This window comes from Exiguobacterium sp. s146, from assembly GCF_018618415.1.
Lineage (GTDB): Bacteria > Bacillota > Bacilli > Exiguobacteriales > Exiguobacteriaceae > Exiguobacterium.
In genome coordinates, this window is the sequence record NZ_JACSMA010000001.1 from 329,084 (window position 1) to 344,565 (window position 15,482).

The following is a 15,482-nucleotide window of genomic DNA, read 5'->3' on the forward strand; positions in this document are numbered from 1 at the left end:
TTTCTTATTGAATCAACTCCAATCCTGCACCAACGCGCACAGTTTTGTATAATTGAAAGCGAGAGCTAGGAAGGGAGAAACGATTCGATGAAACCAAAGATTGAGGACGTAGCCAAATTGGCTGGGGTTTCTCCGACAACCGTGTCACGTGTGTTGAACAATCGTGGCTATATCAGTGAAAAGACGAAAACAAAAGTTGAGGCGGCGATGCAAGAACTCAACTATTTTCCGAACGACGTGGCGCGTTCGCTGTTCAACAAACGCTCGCATTTGATCGGCTTGATTTTACCGACAACGGCCAACCCGTTCTTCGGGGAGCTCACGTTCCATATCGAGAATTATTGTGCGGCGAACGGATATAAAGTGCTCCTCTGCAACAGTTTGAACCAAGTCGATAAAGAAGAGCGTTACTTGGAGATGTTGCTTAGAAACCAAGTCGATGGCATCATCGTTGGCACACATAACCGGGGGATTGTCGATTACCATAAGCAAAACTTGGCGGTCGTGGCGATTGACCGTTATTTGTCTGACACGATTCCGGTTGTCAGCTCCGATAATTATCAAGGGGGCAAACTGGCGACCGATTATTTATGGGCAAAAGGATGTCGCCGGATCGCGTTGATTGATGGGGAAGGGTCACTCGAGACACCGGCCCGCCTGAGACGGCAAGCCTATCTCGATGTGATGAAAGCGCATGGGCAAGAACCGATTGTGTATGAGGTCGAGGAAGTCTTTGATCGCGCGAGCCAAGAAGCTGTCATGCAAAAATTGGTTGACGAACAACCGGAGCTCGATGGTGTGTTCGCGACGAACGACTTGTTCGCGGCTTCCTTCATGCGCGTCATGAAATCGTCGAAATGTGCATCCCAAACCATCGAAGTGGTCGGCTATGACGGGACCGAAGCCGTCCGCTCGCTCTTGCCGGAACTCGCGACCATTCAACAACCGATTGAAGAAATCGCCAAGACGGCCATCGATTTGTTATTAAAAGAAATCGACGGTGAATTCACAGATGAAGGCAGAGAGATTCAACTTCCTGTCCGCTTGCTTCAAGGGATTGACGCTTAACGTCGAACCCGCTCCTCATGTAGGAGCGGGCTTTTTCGTGCAAGAAAACATGACAACTATATGTCAACCGGTTGACATATGAAAGCGGTTGACATATTATGATTTTGAAAGTGCTTTCAAAAAATGTAGTTCATTCTATTTTTGAGGGAGACAGCATCATGAAAACGTCAAAAATCTTGTATTGGAAACTGAGTGCCTATTTCTTCTTCTTCTTTTTCACGTGGTCGTCGAGTTATTCATTGTTCTCGATTTGGCTCGGGCAAGAGATGCAATTGACTGGCGCCCAGACTGGCTTGGTCTTTTCTGTAAACGCTATCTTTGCGCTGTTGATGCAACCGCTCTATGGATTTATCTCCGATAAGATCGGCTTAAAGAAAAACATTCTGTTCTTCATCAGCATGTTGCTCGTGTTCGTTGGACCGTTCTATATCTATGTGTACGGACCTCTCCTTCAGTACAATGTCATCATCGGAGCCGCTGTCGGAGGACTTTATCTTGGGACGGCCTTCCTTGCCGGGATTGGAGCCATCGAGTCATATATCGAAAAAGTGGGGCGGAAATACGATTTTGAGTACGGCAAAGCGCGCATGTGGGGCTCGCTCGGATGGGCGGCAGCGACGTTCTTCGCAGGACAGTTGTTCAACATCAACCCGAACATCAACTTCTGGGTGGCGTCGGTCTCGGCCATCGTCTTGGTCGCAATCATCTTGTCCATCAAGGTAGAAGTCACGGACGTCGAGATGGAACGGGCCGCCTCGGTCACATTGAAAGACGTCGGTCATTTGTTCACATTGAAAGATTTTTGGTATTTGATGCTGTATGTGATTGGGGTCGCCTGCGTGTACGGCGTGTATGACCAACAGTTCCCGGTCTATTACTCGTCGCTCTTCCCGACAGAAGCACAAGGGAACCAGGTGTTCGGCTATTTGAATTCACTCCAGGTCTTCTTGGAAGCCGGGATGATGTTCGCCGCACCGTTCATCGTCAATAAACTTGGAGCGAAGAACAGTTTGATTCTTGCCGGCTACTTGATGGCGTTCCGAATCGTCGGTTCGGGTCTTGTCGAGGGACCGATCGGCATCTCGTCAATGAAGTTGATTCACGCGTTGGAATTACCGATTATGCTCGTCGCAATCTTTAAATACTTAGCGGCCAATTTCGATACGCGTCTATCATCGGTGCTGTATCTCGTCGGTTTCCAGTTCGCCAAACAAGTTGGGGAGTCAATCATGTCACCGGCAGCCGGCTACTTCTATGACAGTATCGGTTTCAGACAGACGTATTTAGCGATGGGAGCCATCGTTCTCGCGTTCACGGTCATCTCGATGTTCACGTTGTTGAACGAGAAGAAGACCAATCTTCAAAAACCAACATCAAAAGATATGGGACAGGTCATTTAACTTACTTAAAGGAGCGATCATATGTTAACGCACACAACACAGACAGAGGCAGACAAAGCAGTGGCCGAAGCGAAAGCGAATCTGGACACGACGTATCGGCTCGGCTATCACATCATGGCACCTGCCAATTGGATCAATGACCCCAACGGACTGATTCATTATAAAGATGAATATCACGTTTTTTATCAACATCATCCGTACGACGAAAATTGGGGACCGATGCATTGGGGACATGTGAAGAGTAAAGACCTTGTCCATTGGGAGCACCTGCCGATTGCGCTCGCCCCGAAAGAAGACTATGAACGGGACGGCTGTTTCTCTGGCAGTGCGGTCGATGACGATGGGGTCCTCACGCTGATTTATACAGGCAACATCTTCATCGATCAGGAGAAAGACATCCTCGATCAATCGCAATGCATCGCCACGAGCACCGACGGGATTCATTTCGAGAAGCATCCTCAGAATCCGGTCATCCCGATGCATCCAGAAGACGGTTCGGGTCATTTCCGTGACCCGAAAGTATGGAAGCATGAAGGGAACTGGTACATGGTCCTCGGTACTCGGAAAGGTGACATCGGGAAGGCCATTCTCTACAAGTCAGCGGATTTAAAAGCATGGCAGTATCTCGGCGTTCTCGGAGAGAGTGACGGGACGGAGGGATACATGTGGGAATGTCCCGATTTCTTTGAACTCGACGGCGAGCATGTCCTCTTATTTTCACCGCAAGGGATAAAACCGGAAGGGGACCGGTATCAGAACTTGTTCCAAACGGGTTACGTGACAGGTTCGTTCGATTATGAGACGAACACGTTTGAACGAGGTGATTTCAAAGAGCTCGACCACGGTCATGATTTCTATGCCGTCCAGACGTTGCTCGATGACAAAGGACGCCGCATCGCCATCGGCTGGATGGACATGTGGGAGTCGGAGATGCCGACGAAAGAGCATGGCTGGGCTGGGGCATTGACGTTACCACGTGTGCTTACGCGGATGGAGGACGGCCGCATCAAGATGGAGCCGGTCGAGGAGTTGAAAGCCTTGCGTTCTAAACGGCTGGACGTTCAGATGACGACGATTGAAGAGACTGAAATCGTCACGGATGTGGCGGAAGAGTTGCTTGAGGTAGAGGTTGAGTTTTCTTTACGTGATGTGACGGCAGATACGTTCGGTATCAAATTACGTCGGAGTGAAGATGGCTCAGAAGAGACCGTCATCCACTTCTCGCCTCAAACTCGTCAATTGACGCTCGATCGAACGAAGTCAGGGACGGGCGTCGATGGAATCAGAACGGCTGAGGTCGACGTGGAAGGGGATGTGCTCCAGTTACGGATTTTCCTCGACCGGTCTTCGGTGGAGGTGTTCGCCAACGCTGGGACGACGGTGATGACAAGTCGAATCTATCCGAATCCGACGAGTCTCGGGTTATCGTTCTATGCCGAAGGTGGAAGTGTCAACGTCAAAACGTGCAACGTGTGGCAATTGAAAGATGTATGGACTGAACAATGAACTAAAGAACCGTGCCGATCTCATAAAGAGTAGGTACGGTTTTGTTATAAATATATACAATTGACTTTTCACAACAAAACGCTCTGTAAGTTGTGGTTAAATGGGTCGTATCATGAGTGTAGAACGCAAATTACTTATGAATTGAGCGGAGACAGATGAACATGAAACGATTGATAAGGTTATTAGGTTGGCTGATTGTTATTTTAGCGTTGTTTGAATTAGCGACGGATTGGCCTGATTCACCAAACCCACCGATTGAACACACGTTTGAAGAACCGATTGTGTTTCCGTTTGAAATCACTCGGCGTTACAGTGAAATCGATATCGCGAAGCCGCACTACATGCACCAATTCGTATTTCACTATGTGAATGAGGAGACGACACAGGAGTTACGCTACATCGTCCATAGAGTCGTCGATGAACCTGATGACATAGAGGATATTTCGTCATACGGAGACCAATACGTACTTGCGGACGGGACCTCTGCCTTCTATGATGAAGCGGAATCGACGTCGCAAGGTTTATGGTGGATTAACAAAAACGGCTTCACTGCTCGAATCATTTATTATATCGATGGCAACTCCGTCGAACTCGACAACGAGACCCGCTTACCGGTCCAACAACTGATCAACTTGGCCAATCAAACGTTATGACGAAAGCCCGCGTCTCACCAGTTGAGAAAGGCGGGCTGTTTCTATTTTCCGAAAGATATCTTGAAGTTCACATTGACAGCGCCACTCGATTCATCCTATACTCATAAATGATAATGATTATCAATGTCGGCGTAAAACGTTGTCATAGAGAAAAAGGGGATTCGAACATGAACAGTTACAAGAAATTGCTACATATGTTCATCATCATGTCTGCTTTCGTGCTCGTGCTCGCAGGATGCGGCACGAACAATGAAGATGCAGCCACGACAGATGAATCTGCTGAAACGGCAGAAGGCTATCCAATCACAATCAAACACGCGTTAGGCGAGACGGTCATCGACAAGAAGCCGGAACGCGTCGCAACGGTCGGTTGGTCGAACCAAGACGTCGCGCTCGCACTTGACGTCGTGCCAGTCGGATTCTCGGCTGCGAACTACGGTGTCCAAGACGGCAGCGGCATGTTGCCATGGACAGCTGACAAGTTGAAAGAGCTCGGTGAAGAGAACCCGAACATCTATCAAGACACGGACGGCCTCGACTTCGAAGCCATCGCCGACTCACAGCCGGACGTCATTCTCGCCGCCTACTCAGGCATCACGCAAGAAGACTACGACACGTTGACACAAATCGCTCCGGTCGTCGCGTACCAAGAGACACCTTGGGTCTCTTCATGGCAGGACACGGTCCGTTACGACTCGATGGCCATGGGCATGGAAGAAGAAGGTCAACAGTTGATTGAAGACACAGAGAAGCTCATCGCCGACAAGGCTGCTGAAGTACCGGAGATGAAAGGCAAGAAAGCGGCGTTCGTCGCGCTCAGCCCGGACGATCTCTCGAAGTTCTACATCTACACGACCGGTGACCCGCGTGGCGCCTTCATCGAAGAGCTCGGCATGGAGTATCCGGAGAACATCACGAGCCAAATCAAAGATGAGAACAGCTTCTACCTCGAGCTCAGCTCAGAGAACGCTGACATCTTGAACGACGTCGACATCTTCGTCGCCTACGGGAACGAAGAGACGTTGAAAGCACTTCAAGCTGACCCGCTCTACAGCAAAGTGCCGGCCATCAAACGCGGTTCGGTCGTCATGATTGAAGACAACACGCCGCTCGCGGCTGCTGGGACACCATCACCACTCTCAATCGAATACACGATTGACGACTACGTGAAACTCGTCTCAGAAGCACTCGCGAAAGTCGAGTAATCAAATGAATATTCCGAAGAAGTTACACACGCCGAAGCGGTTCGGGCTCCTCCTCGTAGGGTCGCTCGTCCTGCTCGTCGTCTGTATGCTCGCTTCGCTTGCTTTCGGCTCACGGACAGTCGGATGGGATGAACTGCTTGACGGTTTATTCCGTCCGGCTGTTCAGTCGTATGAAGCGGACATCGTCCGACAGCGGGTCGTCCGGACGGTGTTCAGTTTCATGTGTGGGGCGGCACTCGGGGTCTCAGGCGCATTGATGCAGTCGGTGACGCGTAATCCGATCGCCGACCCAAGCATTCTCGGGGTCAATACGGGGGCGGCCTTATTCGTCGTCGTCGGGATTGCCTTCTTCAACATCTCGACCGCGAGCGACTACATTTGGTATGCACTCGTCGGGGCGTTACTCACGGCGGCGTTCGTGTTCGGAATTGGGTCGCTCGGGCGGGGCGGTTCGACACCGCTCAAGCTCGTCTTGGCCGGTGCGGCGACGAGTGCAGCCTTGTCGTCACTCGTCATGGCCATCATGATTCCACGCTCGAACGTCATGGACCAGTTCCGGTTCTGGCAAGTCGGCAGCGTCGGCGCCGGGACGATGGACTCGATTATGACGTTCCTGCCGTTCTTTATCGGCGGCATCATCATCGCCATCTTGGCGGCACCATCCCTCAATATCTTGGCGCTCGGGGAAGAGCTTGCCACGGGACTCGGTGTCCGCATCGGCACGTTGAAACTGATTGCCTCGTTCGCCGGCGTGATTTTATGCGGGGCGGCGACGGCACTGGCCGGTCCGATCGGCTTTATCGGGCTGCTCGCGCCACACCTCGTCCGCTTGGTCATCGGGGCGGATGAACGCTACATCATCCCGATGTCGGCATTGACGGGTGCGATTTTACTCACGTTCGCTGACGTGGCGGGCCGTTTGCTCGGCAGTCCGGGTGAACTCGAAGTCGGCATCGTCACGGCGTTCGTCGGGGCACCGATTTTGATTGCTTTGACGATGAAAGTGAAGGTGCGTGGCGTATGAACCAATCCATTCAACCGATTATCCATAACAGTCGCAAGCGCCGGCAACGGACTGTCTTTGTGACGCTCATCTTGTTCGCGCTCGCCCTTGGCTTGAGCGCGACGATGCTCATGCTCGGCAACACGATTTATCCGGTCACGGACGTCATCCGTGTCTTGTTCGGGGAACAAGTACCGGGCGCCTCGTTCGCCGTCGGCACGATTCGTCTGCCGCGCATGCTCGCAGGTGTCTTCGCCGGACTTGCGTTCGGCATCGCCGGGACGGTGTTCCAGACGATGCTCCGCAACCCGCTCGCCAACCCGAACGTCATCGGCATCACGACCGGTTCGAGTGCGGCGGCCGTGTTCGGCATCGTCGTCTTGCAGGCGAGCGATACGTTCGTCTCGATCATCTCGATCATCGGCGGCCTGTTGACCGTCCTCGCCATCTATTTCTTGTCGAAAGGTGCCGCTTTCTCGATCGGCCGGCTCGTCTTGGTCGGAATCGGGATTCAAGCGATGCTGACGGCGGTCATCAACTATCTGTTGCTCATCAGCCGCCAGAACGATGTCGGGACGGCGATGCGCTGGTTGAGCGGTAGCTTGAACGGGGCGAAGATGGAGACGCTCCCGCCGCTCATGATCGCTGTCGCGCTCTGCCTCCCGGTCATCCTCCGACTCAGCCGACAACTGCAGATTTTAGAGCTCGGGGAGATGACGGCGACGTCGCTCGGTGTCAAGACGAACCAGACGCGCGTCCTCCTCATTGTCGCCTCGGTGCTCATGCTCGCGCTCGCGACGGCGACGACCGGACCGATTGCTTTCGTCGCCTTCCTGGCGGGACCGATTGCGAAGCGTCTCGTCGGGGATGGGCGTTCGACGATCATTCCGGCGGCACTCGTTGGCGTCATCTTGGTGCTCGCGGCCGATCTCATCGGCCAGTTCGCTTTTACGGCCCGCTATCCGGTCGGTGTCATCACCGGCATGGTCGGGGCGCCGTATTTGATTTACCTCTTGATTCGGATGAACCGGCGAGGGGAGCTGTAAGCAAAAGGAGCTGTGTCCCACCAGACACGGCTCCTTTTGTTGAAAGCGTCATCAAAAAGTCGTTGACTTCTCTGTCGGTTGAGGTGTATGCTAAAAATCCTGCCCAAAACAGAGAGGCCGGGAACTGGCATCAGTTCATTTCGAGTCAGAGAGGACCATGATCCCATGAACCAACAACAATTAGTCGAGCGTGCCCGCCAAGTAAAAGAGAACGCCTACTCCCCGTATTCGAACTTCCGCGTCGGAGCAGCGCTTCTCATGAAAGACGGAACGGTCATTGACGGCGTCAACGTCGAGAACGTCTCGTTCGGTGCGACGAACTGTGCCGAGCGTACGGCCATCTTCACAGCGGTCGCGCAAGGCTATAAAAAAGGTGACTTCGAAGCCGTCGCGGTGTCAGGTGACACGGTCGACTTCTTGCCGCCATGCAGCATCTGTCGTCAAGTGCTCGTCGAGTTCGGTGGCCCGGATTTCAAAGTGTTGCTCACGAACGGCAACGCCGACGTGAAAGAAGTGACGCTTGACGAGCTCGTCCCGCTCGCGTTCACGGAACTCGAGATGTAATCAAAAATGCTGAGTCCATAAGGGCTCAGCATTTTTTTCATTCATTCGGTTCCCACGGATTGAAAAAGTTGTACGCGGGATGCACCCCTTCTAGCGTCCGGAATTCATAGTCGCGTTCTTTCGCATAGCGGATGATTGTATCAAGCGCTTGCGGTGTCATCGAGTGATCGTGTGCCAAAATGATCGAGGCGATATTCATCTCATAGTTCGCCTCGAGCCGGTCGAACACCCGCTGCTCGATTGGTGCATTGTCTTTCTTATAGATATGATCGAGACTGCCGACGTTCCAGTCCCAAATCTCGAAACCGGCCTCGTCCATCGCTTGCCAGTGCGCCGGCGTCATCCCGGCGTCACTTCCATAGATGGTACGAGCCATATTCGTATGGATACCCGTCACTTCATAGATGAGGCGTTGCACGTCCTTCATTTGACGCACGGCCGTCATCGGCGACTCATAAAACTCTTCGCGCACGTGTGTCATCCCATGCAAGGCGATGAGATGGCCTTCGGCGACGATGCGTCGGATGAGATGCTCATTGCCCTCGATATTCTTCCCAAGGATGAAGAAGGTCGCCTTTACCCGATGTTTCTTCAAGACGTTGAGTAGCGCTCCCGTCTTTCGATTCGGTCCGTCATCGAGCGTCAAATAGATAAGGCTGCGGTCGTTATAGGCTTTCGGTTTCGGAATCGCTGCCTGTGACAGGGAGCTGATCAACAAAAAAATCGACATGAGCAAAATGACACGTTTCATCATTCAAACAAAACTCCCTCGAGGCAAAAACAGGTGACATAGTATCGGTTTGAAAGTTAGAGTACCATACATCTGATTCAAATTTGAAGTGAATTTTGCCCCTGAAATTGAAAATCAGGAACGAGGATGTGAGTCGGTTCATTTCGTTACATGGAGCGCATAAATCCGTTCATCATCTTCCGTCGTGACATAGGTGAAGTTCAACTTTTTCAAGAGGGAGATGGACGCCTCATTCGTCGGAAGGGCACCGGCTTTGATTGTCTCAGCCCCTTGGTCGGACAAATGACGAATCAGACCAGACACGACCTCGAAAGCATAGCCTTGGCGCGCATAACGGGGTGAAATCGTATAGCCGATCCAATACGTCGTCCCGTCTTGCTGCACGTACAAATCGCCAATCAAGTCATTCGTCGCTTGATGGATGATGGCGAGTTGCATCCCGTTTACGATGGATGTGGGCTTAAGTAGGGCGTGTCTATATTCTTCGAACGTTAATCCTTTGAACGATTGGTGCTGCATCCAGTCCAAGTCGTTTCGATAGTCCATGAACGGTTCGATGTCCTGTTGTTCGAACGGTCGGATGAGGCAGCGGGTCGTCGTGAATGTCATCATGAATCCCTCCTGTATCTCCTTAGTGTACCGTGAATCATCAGAGAAAAGCCCCTCAATCCTAAGATTGAAGGGCATGTCGTCAGTTTGTGACCGACGGTGCTTTGTAGTGTTGGACAAACTTGATAAGTGTCGATGCGACGAGACCAATGCTGAGCGGCTCCTTGAGTCTGTTCGTCAGCTTCAACAAAAATCGACCTAAAATGGACTCGCACTTTTCCCGGTATGAGTCCATTTTTTATTCATACATATTCCACAACCGCTCCGCTTGCTCCCGCATCATCTCCCGCAGTTCAGTCGGCTCCAACACCTCGACTTCCGCCCCGGCCGCGAGCAATTGCCGCGACAAGAAAGGGAGCTCGACTTCCGGTACGTCCCACTCATTCTTTTCAGCGATATCGGGTAATACGTCTTCAAGCAGACGCCGGCCGAGCGGGGTGATGTTGAGTCGGACATTCACACCGATTCGTTCGTCACTCGCCTTGAGGAGTGTCGCCAAATCGTCCGCTTCGAACGTGTCATCAAGGAGACGCAGCGCTTCAATCCGGTCAATCCGATATTGGCGTAGTCCGTATTCCGAGAGACCATACACATACCATTTCAAATCGAGGAGCGCCATCCCGACCGGCGCGACGATGAACTTGCGTGCTCCTTTCGTTGTCGCATACGTTAACTCGATCTTCTGTCTCTGTTCGACGGCACGATAGACGTCTTTCGTGAACGGGGCCGGTGGTACGGTCTTGTTCCCGAGCCAAAGGATATTCTTTTCCAGCCGAGCGATTTTCGTCTCCAGGTCGTGTGGCAATTCGTTCACGTACCAGTCGGACAGCGTATCGCGCAGATCGCCGAACGGTACGTCCGGAATCTGTTCCATCCATTTGAGGGTGAGGTAGAGCGCGACCGCTTCTTGCTCTCGAAGTTGAAATGGGGGGAGCAGGCGATTCGGCAACATCTCATAACCGCCGCCTGTGCCGGGGACGCTCCAAATCGGATAGCCGAGTTCCTCGAGCGTCAGCATGTCGCGCTGAATCGTCCGGATGGAGGCGCCCGTCTCATGGGCAAGCTCGTCCGCCGTGAACCGTCGACCCCGATTCAACAATCGAATCAACTGCAGGTGTCGTTTTTTCATTATTCTCATTCCCGTCAAGTTTTGTCGTGTTTGTCAGTTAAGCTGAATGTATCACGAATCAAGGAGGAATGCATCATGGTAAACGTCGTCTTATATATCGCGGCGAGTTTAGATGGGAAGATTGCGCGAACGAACAATCAACTCGATTGGTTGTTCGCGGTCGAGGGGGAAGGGGACAACGGCTACACCGACTTCTTTCAAACGGTCGGGGCCGTCATCATGGGACGGAAGACGTACGAGGAAGTGCTCGTGTTGGAGCCGGACGGTTATCCGTACGACAAGATTCCAAACTATATTTTGACACGGAGCCCGGACCGAGAGGCCGAGCATGTCACGTTCACCGATGAGCCAATCGAGCAGCTCATCGAACGGTTGAAGCAAAACATCGACGGAGACATCTGGCTCGTCGGGGGAGGCGAGGTCATCAAGGCGGCGATGGCGCATGACTTGATTGACCGCTATGAGATTGCGATTGCGCCGGTCGTATTAGGGGAAGGGGTTCCACTGTTCCCGGAAGGCACGAAAGAGACGAAATTAAAACTGACGGGTCAACGTGCGTCTGGACAGTTCGTCATGGTGACGTACGAACGATAAACGAAAGGCCGAGTTCACGATGAACTCGGCCTCTTCTTATACATGCTTCCGCTGGAACGCGGAAATCGCTTCATATTCTTCCGCGAGATGACGCGAAAGTCGGATATAGATTGGGAGCAGCTCCCGGTAAATCGTCGTCGCTTCATGATTCGGCGCATGCTCATGCGTCACTTGCGGCACGGCCGTGAAGTCGTCGATGTCGCCGAACGCATACTCCCCAAGCATGACGGCACCTAAGCACGAGCTCTCATGGCTCTCCGGCACGACGACCGGCGTATCGAAGATGTCCGCCATCATCTGGCGCCACAGGCTCGATTGGGCGAACCCGCCCGTCGCGTGAATCCGGTTCGGTGCACCCGTCAATTCGTCGAGCGCCAGCATGACCGTATACAAGTTGAAGATGACGCCTTCTAACACAGCGCGGATGAAGTGCTCGCGCTTGTGGTGGATACTCAAGCCGAAGAACGAGCCGCGTGCGTTCGAGTCCCAGAGCGGGGCTCGTTCGCCCATCAAATATGGATGGAACAGCAGCCCGTCCGAGCCCGGTTTGACCGTCTCGGCGATGCGCGTCAACACGTCATAGGCGTCCATGCCGAGACGTTTCGCCGTCTCGACCTCGCTCGCCGCGAACTCGTCGCGGAGCCAACGCAAGATGATGCCGCCGTTATTGACCGGCCCGCCGATGACCCAATGCTTGTCGGTCAAGGCGTAACAGAAGATGCGGCCTTTCGGGTCCTCGACCGGCTCGCGGACGACCGTGCGGATGGCACCGCTCGTCCCGATCGTGACGGCGACGACACCCGGTTCGAATGCTCCGACGCCGAGGTTCGACAGCACCCCGTCACTCGCCCCGATGACGAGCGGGAAGTCCCAACCGAGCGTCTCGGTGACGTCGGGTTTAAGCGAGAGAATCTCCGTCGTCGGTACGAGCTCAGACAACTGGTTTGGTGTGACGCCAGCGACAGCGAGCGCCTCCGCATCCCAGTCGCAATCCTTCAAGTTGAACAGTCCCGTTGCCGAGGCAATCGAGTGATCGATGACGAAGCGCCCGGTCAACCGATAGAAGACGTACTCTTTGATGGAGACAAATTTTGTTGCCTGCTGGAACACGTCCAGATGCTCGGCCTTCAGCCAACGCAGCTTCGACAACGGCGCCATCGGATGGACCGGTGTGCCGGTGCGCATATGGAGCGCGCTCGCATCAAACTCGCGTTTAATCTCCTGCGTGTATGGGTTGGCCCGGCTATCGGCCCACGTGATGCTGTGGGTGAGCGGACGCCCCGACGCGTCGAGCGCGATCAGGCTGTGCATCGCCGAGCTGAACGAGGCGAACCGGATTGGCCCGTCCACTTTCGCGCGAACGGCCGAAATCGCCTCGAGCACGGCCCCGTAGATGACGACCGGGTCTTGCTCGGCCGTCTCCGTGTCGGGGGTGAGGAGCGGGTACAGCACATTATGTACCGCGAGTTGTTGCTGGTTATGGAACAGGACGGCCTTCGTGCTCGTCGTCCCGATATCGACGCCAATCGTGTACATCCACATCACTTCCTAACTTAAATAATGAACAGGCTGATCAAGAAGACGACCGCAAAACCGGTCAGTCCGATAATCGTTTCCATGACGGTCCACGACTTGAGCGTGTCTTTTACATCCAAACCGAAGTAACGGTTGACGAGCCAGAAGCCCGAGTCGTTGACGTGTGACAAGACGGTCGCACCTGACGCGATCGAGATGACGATGAGACCGAGCGCCGCACCGGTGATATTTTGAAGTTCGAGAAGCGGCGTGATGAGTCCTGCCGCCGTGACCATCGAGACGGTCGCCGACCCTTGGGCGACACGGACGACAGCTGCAATCAAGAAGGCGAGCACGATGGCAGGTAACGCTGACCCGGCCATCATTTCCCCGAGCACGTCACCGACACCTGAGTCGATCAATACTTGTTTGAACACGCCACCGGCACCGGTGACGAGGATGATAATCCCGGCCGGTTCGAGCGCTTTCGTCGCAATCTCTTGGACTTCGTCACGTGTATAACCGCGGCGTGTGCCGAGGAAGATGAACGTGAGCAACGTCGCGATCGTCAAGGCGACGAACGGGTGACCCATGAACGTGAAGAACGTGCGGATGCTGTTGCCTTCTTCTAATAACACTGCAGACAACGTGTTAGCGAGAATCAACACGAGCGGAATCGAGATGAGCGAGACGATCATCTTGAAGCTCGGTAATTCTTTCGACGTGTCAATCTCTTCGAACTCCATATAGTCCGGGATATTGACGTGAATCTTCTTGGCGATATACTTCGCAAAAATCGGACCGGCGAGAATCGTCGCTGGAATCCCGGCGAGGACCCCGAACAAGATGACCCAGCCGAGCTCGGCACCGATCAAGTTGGCGACGGCAATCGGACCTGGTGTCGGCGGGATGAAGCTGTGCGTGACGGCGAGACCCGCGAGGAGCGGAATCCCGTAGTAGAGCAGCGAACGGCCTGTTCTCTTGGCGAGACCGTAGACGATTGGAACGAGAATGATGAACCCGACATCGAAGAAGACCGGGACGGCGACGATGAAGCCGGTGAGGGCGAGCGCCCATTGTGCCTTGTCTTCCCCGAACTTATTGACGAGTGTCTGGGCGAGGCGTTCTGCGCCACCCGACACTTCTAACATCTTGCCGAACATGGCACCGAGACCGACGACGACGGCGACGAAGCCGAGCGTTCCGCCCATCCCGTTCTGAATCGAGGCAATGACGTCCCCGAGCGGCATACCGGCCGCGATCCCGACGAGCAGACTGACGAGGAGAAGTGAGACGAACGCGTGAAGCTTCGTCCGCATGACTAAGAATAAGAGCAAGAAAATTCCTGCGACTGCGATAAGTATAAGTGTAGAGCCAGACATTATGTTTTCCCCCTTTATTGGTTGTGTAACCGTTTACAAATATTACCAAAGGAAAAGGCCACCCCTGACCTTTTCCTCCGCATTATTTCTTGACGACCGCGTGACCCCCGAACTCGTTGCGGAGCGCGGCGACGACTTTCCCTGAGAACGTATCGTCCTCGAGTGAGCGGTAGCGCATCATGAGCGACATGGCGATGACCGGGGCCGCCGCCTGTAATTCGAGCGCCGTCTCGACCGTCCATTTTCCTTCCCCAGAGGAATGCATGACGCCACGGATGTCATCGAGTTTCGCATCTTTCGAGAACGCGTTCTCCGTCAACTCCATGAGCCATGAACGGACGACCGACCCATGGTTCCAGACGCGGGCGACCTGTTCGTAATCGTAATCGAACGGGCTCTTCTCCAAGATATCGAACCCTTCAGCGATCGCCTGCATCATGCCGTACTCGATGCCGTTGTGAATCATCTTCAAGAAGTGACCGCTGCCGGCTGGGCCCGTGTACAAGTAGCCGTTCTCGACTGATAGGTCCTTGAAGATCGGCTCGATTGTCGGCCAGGCGTCGGCGTCACCGCCGACCATCGTGCAGGCGCCGTTGCGGGCACCTTCCGTGCCACCGCTCGTCCCGCAGTCGAAGAAGGCGATTTGCTTCGCAGCGAACTGTTTGGCGCGAGCGATCGACAGTTTATAGTTCGAGTTGCCGCCGTCGATGACGATGTCACCTGGCTCAAGTTTCTCGAGGAGCTCGGCGAGTACGGCCTCGGTGATGTCACCGGCCGGCACCATCGCCCAGACGACGCGCGGCGTCTCGAGTGCGTTGACGACGTCTTCGAGCGTCGGCACGATGTCGAACTTCGCTGTCGCCTCGACGTTCCCGGCGTCCGTCCCGACGACGCTGTGACCGTGGTCGCTCAAGTTGAGCGCCAAGTTGTATCCCATCTTGCCTAATCCAATCAAACCGATTTGCATATCGTCACCTCAAAATCGAATTTTTTTCCATCTCTCCTCTATGGTATCAAATTAAATTCGATTTACAAGTCGAATCACGGAATTTTTTTC

At 53.7% G+C, this 15,482-nt stretch carries 15 protein-coding genes; 9 read left to right on the forward strand and 6 right to left on the reverse strand.

Annotated elements, in window-relative coordinates; translation table 11 throughout:
- Positions 1–87 precede the first annotated feature (87 nt).
- The 8 genes from KNP83_RS01845 (at position 88) to KNP83_RS01880 (ending at position 8,445) form a co-directional block, all read left to right on the forward strand.
- Positions 88–1,068: a LacI family DNA-binding transcriptional regulator gene (locus KNP83_RS01845; protein WP_214759844.1), complete on the forward strand. Its 981-nt coding sequence runs from the start codon at positions 88–90 to the stop codon at positions 1,066–1,068.
- Between the two features lie 158 nt (positions 1,069–1,226).
- A complete protein-coding gene (locus KNP83_RS01850) occupies positions 1,227–2,468 on the forward strand; it encodes an MFS transporter (protein WP_214759846.1) in 1,242 nt (413 codons plus the stop codon).
- Positions 2,469–2,489: 21 nt separating this feature from the next.
- The gene (locus KNP83_RS01855) at positions 2,490–3,974 is read left to right on the forward strand and encodes a glycoside hydrolase family 32 protein (protein WP_214759848.1); all 1,485 of its coding nucleotides are present in this window, start codon (positions 2,490–2,492) and stop codon (positions 3,972–3,974) included.
- Between the two features lie 161 nt (positions 3,975–4,135).
- Positions 4,136–4,627 carry a hypothetical protein gene (locus KNP83_RS01860; protein ID WP_214759850.1) on the forward strand — a complete coding sequence of 164 codons (492 nt, stop codon included), beginning with the start codon at positions 4,136–4,138 and terminating at the stop codon, positions 4,625–4,627.
- A 167-nt stretch (positions 4,628–4,794) separates the two neighbouring features.
- Positions 4,795–5,832: an iron-siderophore ABC transporter substrate-binding protein gene (locus KNP83_RS01865; RefSeq protein WP_214759852.1), complete on the forward strand. Its 1,038-nt coding sequence runs from the start codon at positions 4,795–4,797 to the stop codon at positions 5,830–5,832.
- A 4-nt stretch (positions 5,833–5,836) separates the two neighbouring features.
- Positions 5,837–6,856 (forward strand): FecCD family ABC transporter permease, encoded by a 1,020-nt coding sequence (locus KNP83_RS01870; protein WP_214759854.1) that lies wholly within the window; start codon positions 5,837–5,839, stop codon positions 6,854–6,856.
- Positions 6,853–7,881, forward strand: a complete 1,029-nt coding sequence (locus KNP83_RS01875) for a FecCD family ABC transporter permease (protein ID WP_214759856.1) — start codon at positions 6,853–6,855, stop codon at positions 7,879–7,881. The genes KNP83_RS01870 and KNP83_RS01875 overlap by 4 nt, the downstream gene beginning before the upstream one ends.
- A 165-nt stretch (positions 7,882–8,046) precedes the next feature.
- Positions 8,047–8,445 carry a cytidine deaminase gene (locus KNP83_RS01880; RefSeq protein WP_214759858.1) on the forward strand — a complete coding sequence of 133 codons (399 nt, stop codon included), beginning with the start codon at positions 8,047–8,049 and terminating at the stop codon, positions 8,443–8,445.
- Positions 8,446–8,482: 37 nt separating this feature from the next.
- Here KNP83_RS01880 and KNP83_RS01885 read toward each other — a convergent pair whose 3' ends face one another.
- The 3 genes from KNP83_RS01885 to KNP83_RS01895 all read right to left on the reverse strand — a co-directional run bounded on the left by KNP83_RS01885 (position 8,483) and on the right by KNP83_RS01895 (position 10,934).
- A complete protein-coding gene (locus tag KNP83_RS01885; RefSeq protein WP_214759860.1) occupies positions 8,483–9,199 on the reverse strand; it encodes a polysaccharide deacetylase family protein in 717 nt (238 codons plus the stop codon).
- A 135-nt stretch (positions 9,200–9,334) separates the two neighbouring features.
- Positions 9,335–9,808 carry a GNAT family N-acetyltransferase gene (locus KNP83_RS01890; protein WP_214759868.1) on the reverse strand — a complete coding sequence of 158 codons (474 nt, stop codon included), beginning with the start codon at positions 9,806–9,808 and terminating at the stop codon, positions 9,335–9,337.
- Positions 9,809–10,043: 235 nt separating this feature from the next.
- Positions 10,044–10,934, reverse strand: coding sequence for a helix-turn-helix transcriptional regulator (locus KNP83_RS01895; protein ID WP_214759870.1), 891 nt, complete (start codon positions 10,932–10,934; stop codon positions 10,044–10,046).
- A 75-nt stretch (positions 10,935–11,009) separates the two neighbouring features.
- On the opposite strand from KNP83_RS01895, the gene KNP83_RS01900 reads away from it, so the two are divergent.
- Positions 11,010–11,528, forward strand: coding sequence for a dihydrofolate reductase family protein (locus KNP83_RS01900; RefSeq protein ID WP_214759872.1), 519 nt, complete (start codon positions 11,010–11,012; stop codon positions 11,526–11,528).
- Between the two features lie 36 nt (positions 11,529–11,564).
- On the opposite strand, the gene gntK is transcribed toward KNP83_RS01900, so the two are convergent.
- From gntK to gnd, 3 genes are all read right to left on the reverse strand, one after another.
- Complete coding sequence (gntK, locus tag KNP83_RS01905) at positions 11,565–13,064, reverse strand: gluconokinase (protein ID WP_214759874.1); 1,500 nt, start codon at positions 13,062–13,064, stop codon at positions 11,565–11,567.
- A 17-nt stretch (positions 13,065–13,081) separates the two neighbouring features.
- Positions 13,082–14,425 (reverse strand): GntT/GntP/DsdX family permease, encoded by a 1,344-nt coding sequence (locus KNP83_RS01910; protein ID WP_214759877.1) that lies wholly within the window; start codon positions 14,423–14,425, stop codon positions 13,082–13,084.
- Between the two features lie 82 nt (positions 14,426–14,507).
- The gene (gene gnd / locus KNP83_RS01915) at positions 14,508–15,392 is read right to left on the reverse strand and encodes a phosphogluconate dehydrogenase (NAD(+)-dependent, decarboxylating) (RefSeq protein ID WP_214759891.1); all 885 of its coding nucleotides are present in this window, start codon (positions 15,390–15,392) and stop codon (positions 14,508–14,510) included.
- Between the last annotated feature and the right edge of the window lie 90 nt (positions 15,393–15,482).

What these genes read in the sequence shown, in the direction of transcription:
- KNP83_RS01885 (WP_214759860.1), bottom strand. Translation starts at nt 9,199, where the DNA reads ATGATGAAACGTGTCATTTTGCTCATGTCGATTTTTTTGTTGATCAGC.
- KNP83_RS01890 (WP_214759868.1), bottom strand. Translation starts at nt 9,808, where the DNA reads ATGATGACATTCACGACGACCCGCTGCCTCATCCGACCGTTCGAACAA.
- KNP83_RS01875 (WP_214759856.1), top strand. Translation starts at nt 6,853, where the DNA reads ATGAACCAATCCATTCAACCGATTATCCATAACAGTCGCAAGCGCCGG.
- KNP83_RS01870 (WP_214759854.1), top strand. Translation starts at nt 5,837, where the DNA reads ATGAATATTCCGAAGAAGTTACACACGCCGAAGCGGTTCGGGCTCCTC.
- KNP83_RS01880 (WP_214759858.1), top strand. Translation starts at nt 8,047, where the DNA reads ATGAACCAACAACAATTAGTCGAGCGTGCCCGCCAAGTAAAAGAGAAC.
- KNP83_RS01850 (WP_214759846.1), top strand. Translation starts at nt 1,227, where the DNA reads ATGAAAACGTCAAAAATCTTGTATTGGAAACTGAGTGCCTATTTCTTC.
- KNP83_RS01860 (WP_214759850.1), top strand. Translation starts at nt 4,136, where the DNA reads ATGAAACGATTGATAAGGTTATTAGGTTGGCTGATTGTTATTTTAGCG.
- KNP83_RS01895 (WP_214759870.1), bottom strand. Translation starts at nt 10,934, where the DNA reads ATGAAAAAACGACACCTGCAGTTGATTCGATTGTTGAATCGGGGTCGA.
- gntK (WP_214759874.1), bottom strand. Translation starts at nt 13,064, where the DNA reads ATGTACACGATTGGCGTCGATATCGGGACGACGAGCACGAAGGCCGTC.
- KNP83_RS01855 (WP_214759848.1), top strand. Translation starts at nt 2,490, where the DNA reads ATGTTAACGCACACAACACAGACAGAGGCAGACAAAGCAGTGGCCGAA.
- gnd (WP_214759891.1), bottom strand. Translation starts at nt 15,392, where the DNA reads ATGCAAATCGGTTTGATTGGATTAGGCAAGATGGGATACAACTTGGCG.
- KNP83_RS01910 (WP_214759877.1), bottom strand. Translation starts at nt 14,425, where the DNA reads ATGTCTGGCTCTACACTTATACTTATCGCAGTCGCAGGAATTTTCTTG.
- KNP83_RS01845 (WP_214759844.1), top strand. Translation starts at nt 88, where the DNA reads ATGAAACCAAAGATTGAGGACGTAGCCAAATTGGCTGGGGTTTCTCCG.
- KNP83_RS01900 (WP_214759872.1), top strand. Translation starts at nt 11,010, where the DNA reads ATGGTAAACGTCGTCTTATATATCGCGGCGAGTTTAGATGGGAAGATT.
- KNP83_RS01865 (WP_214759852.1), top strand. Translation starts at nt 4,795, where the DNA reads ATGAACAGTTACAAGAAATTGCTACATATGTTCATCATCATGTCTGCT.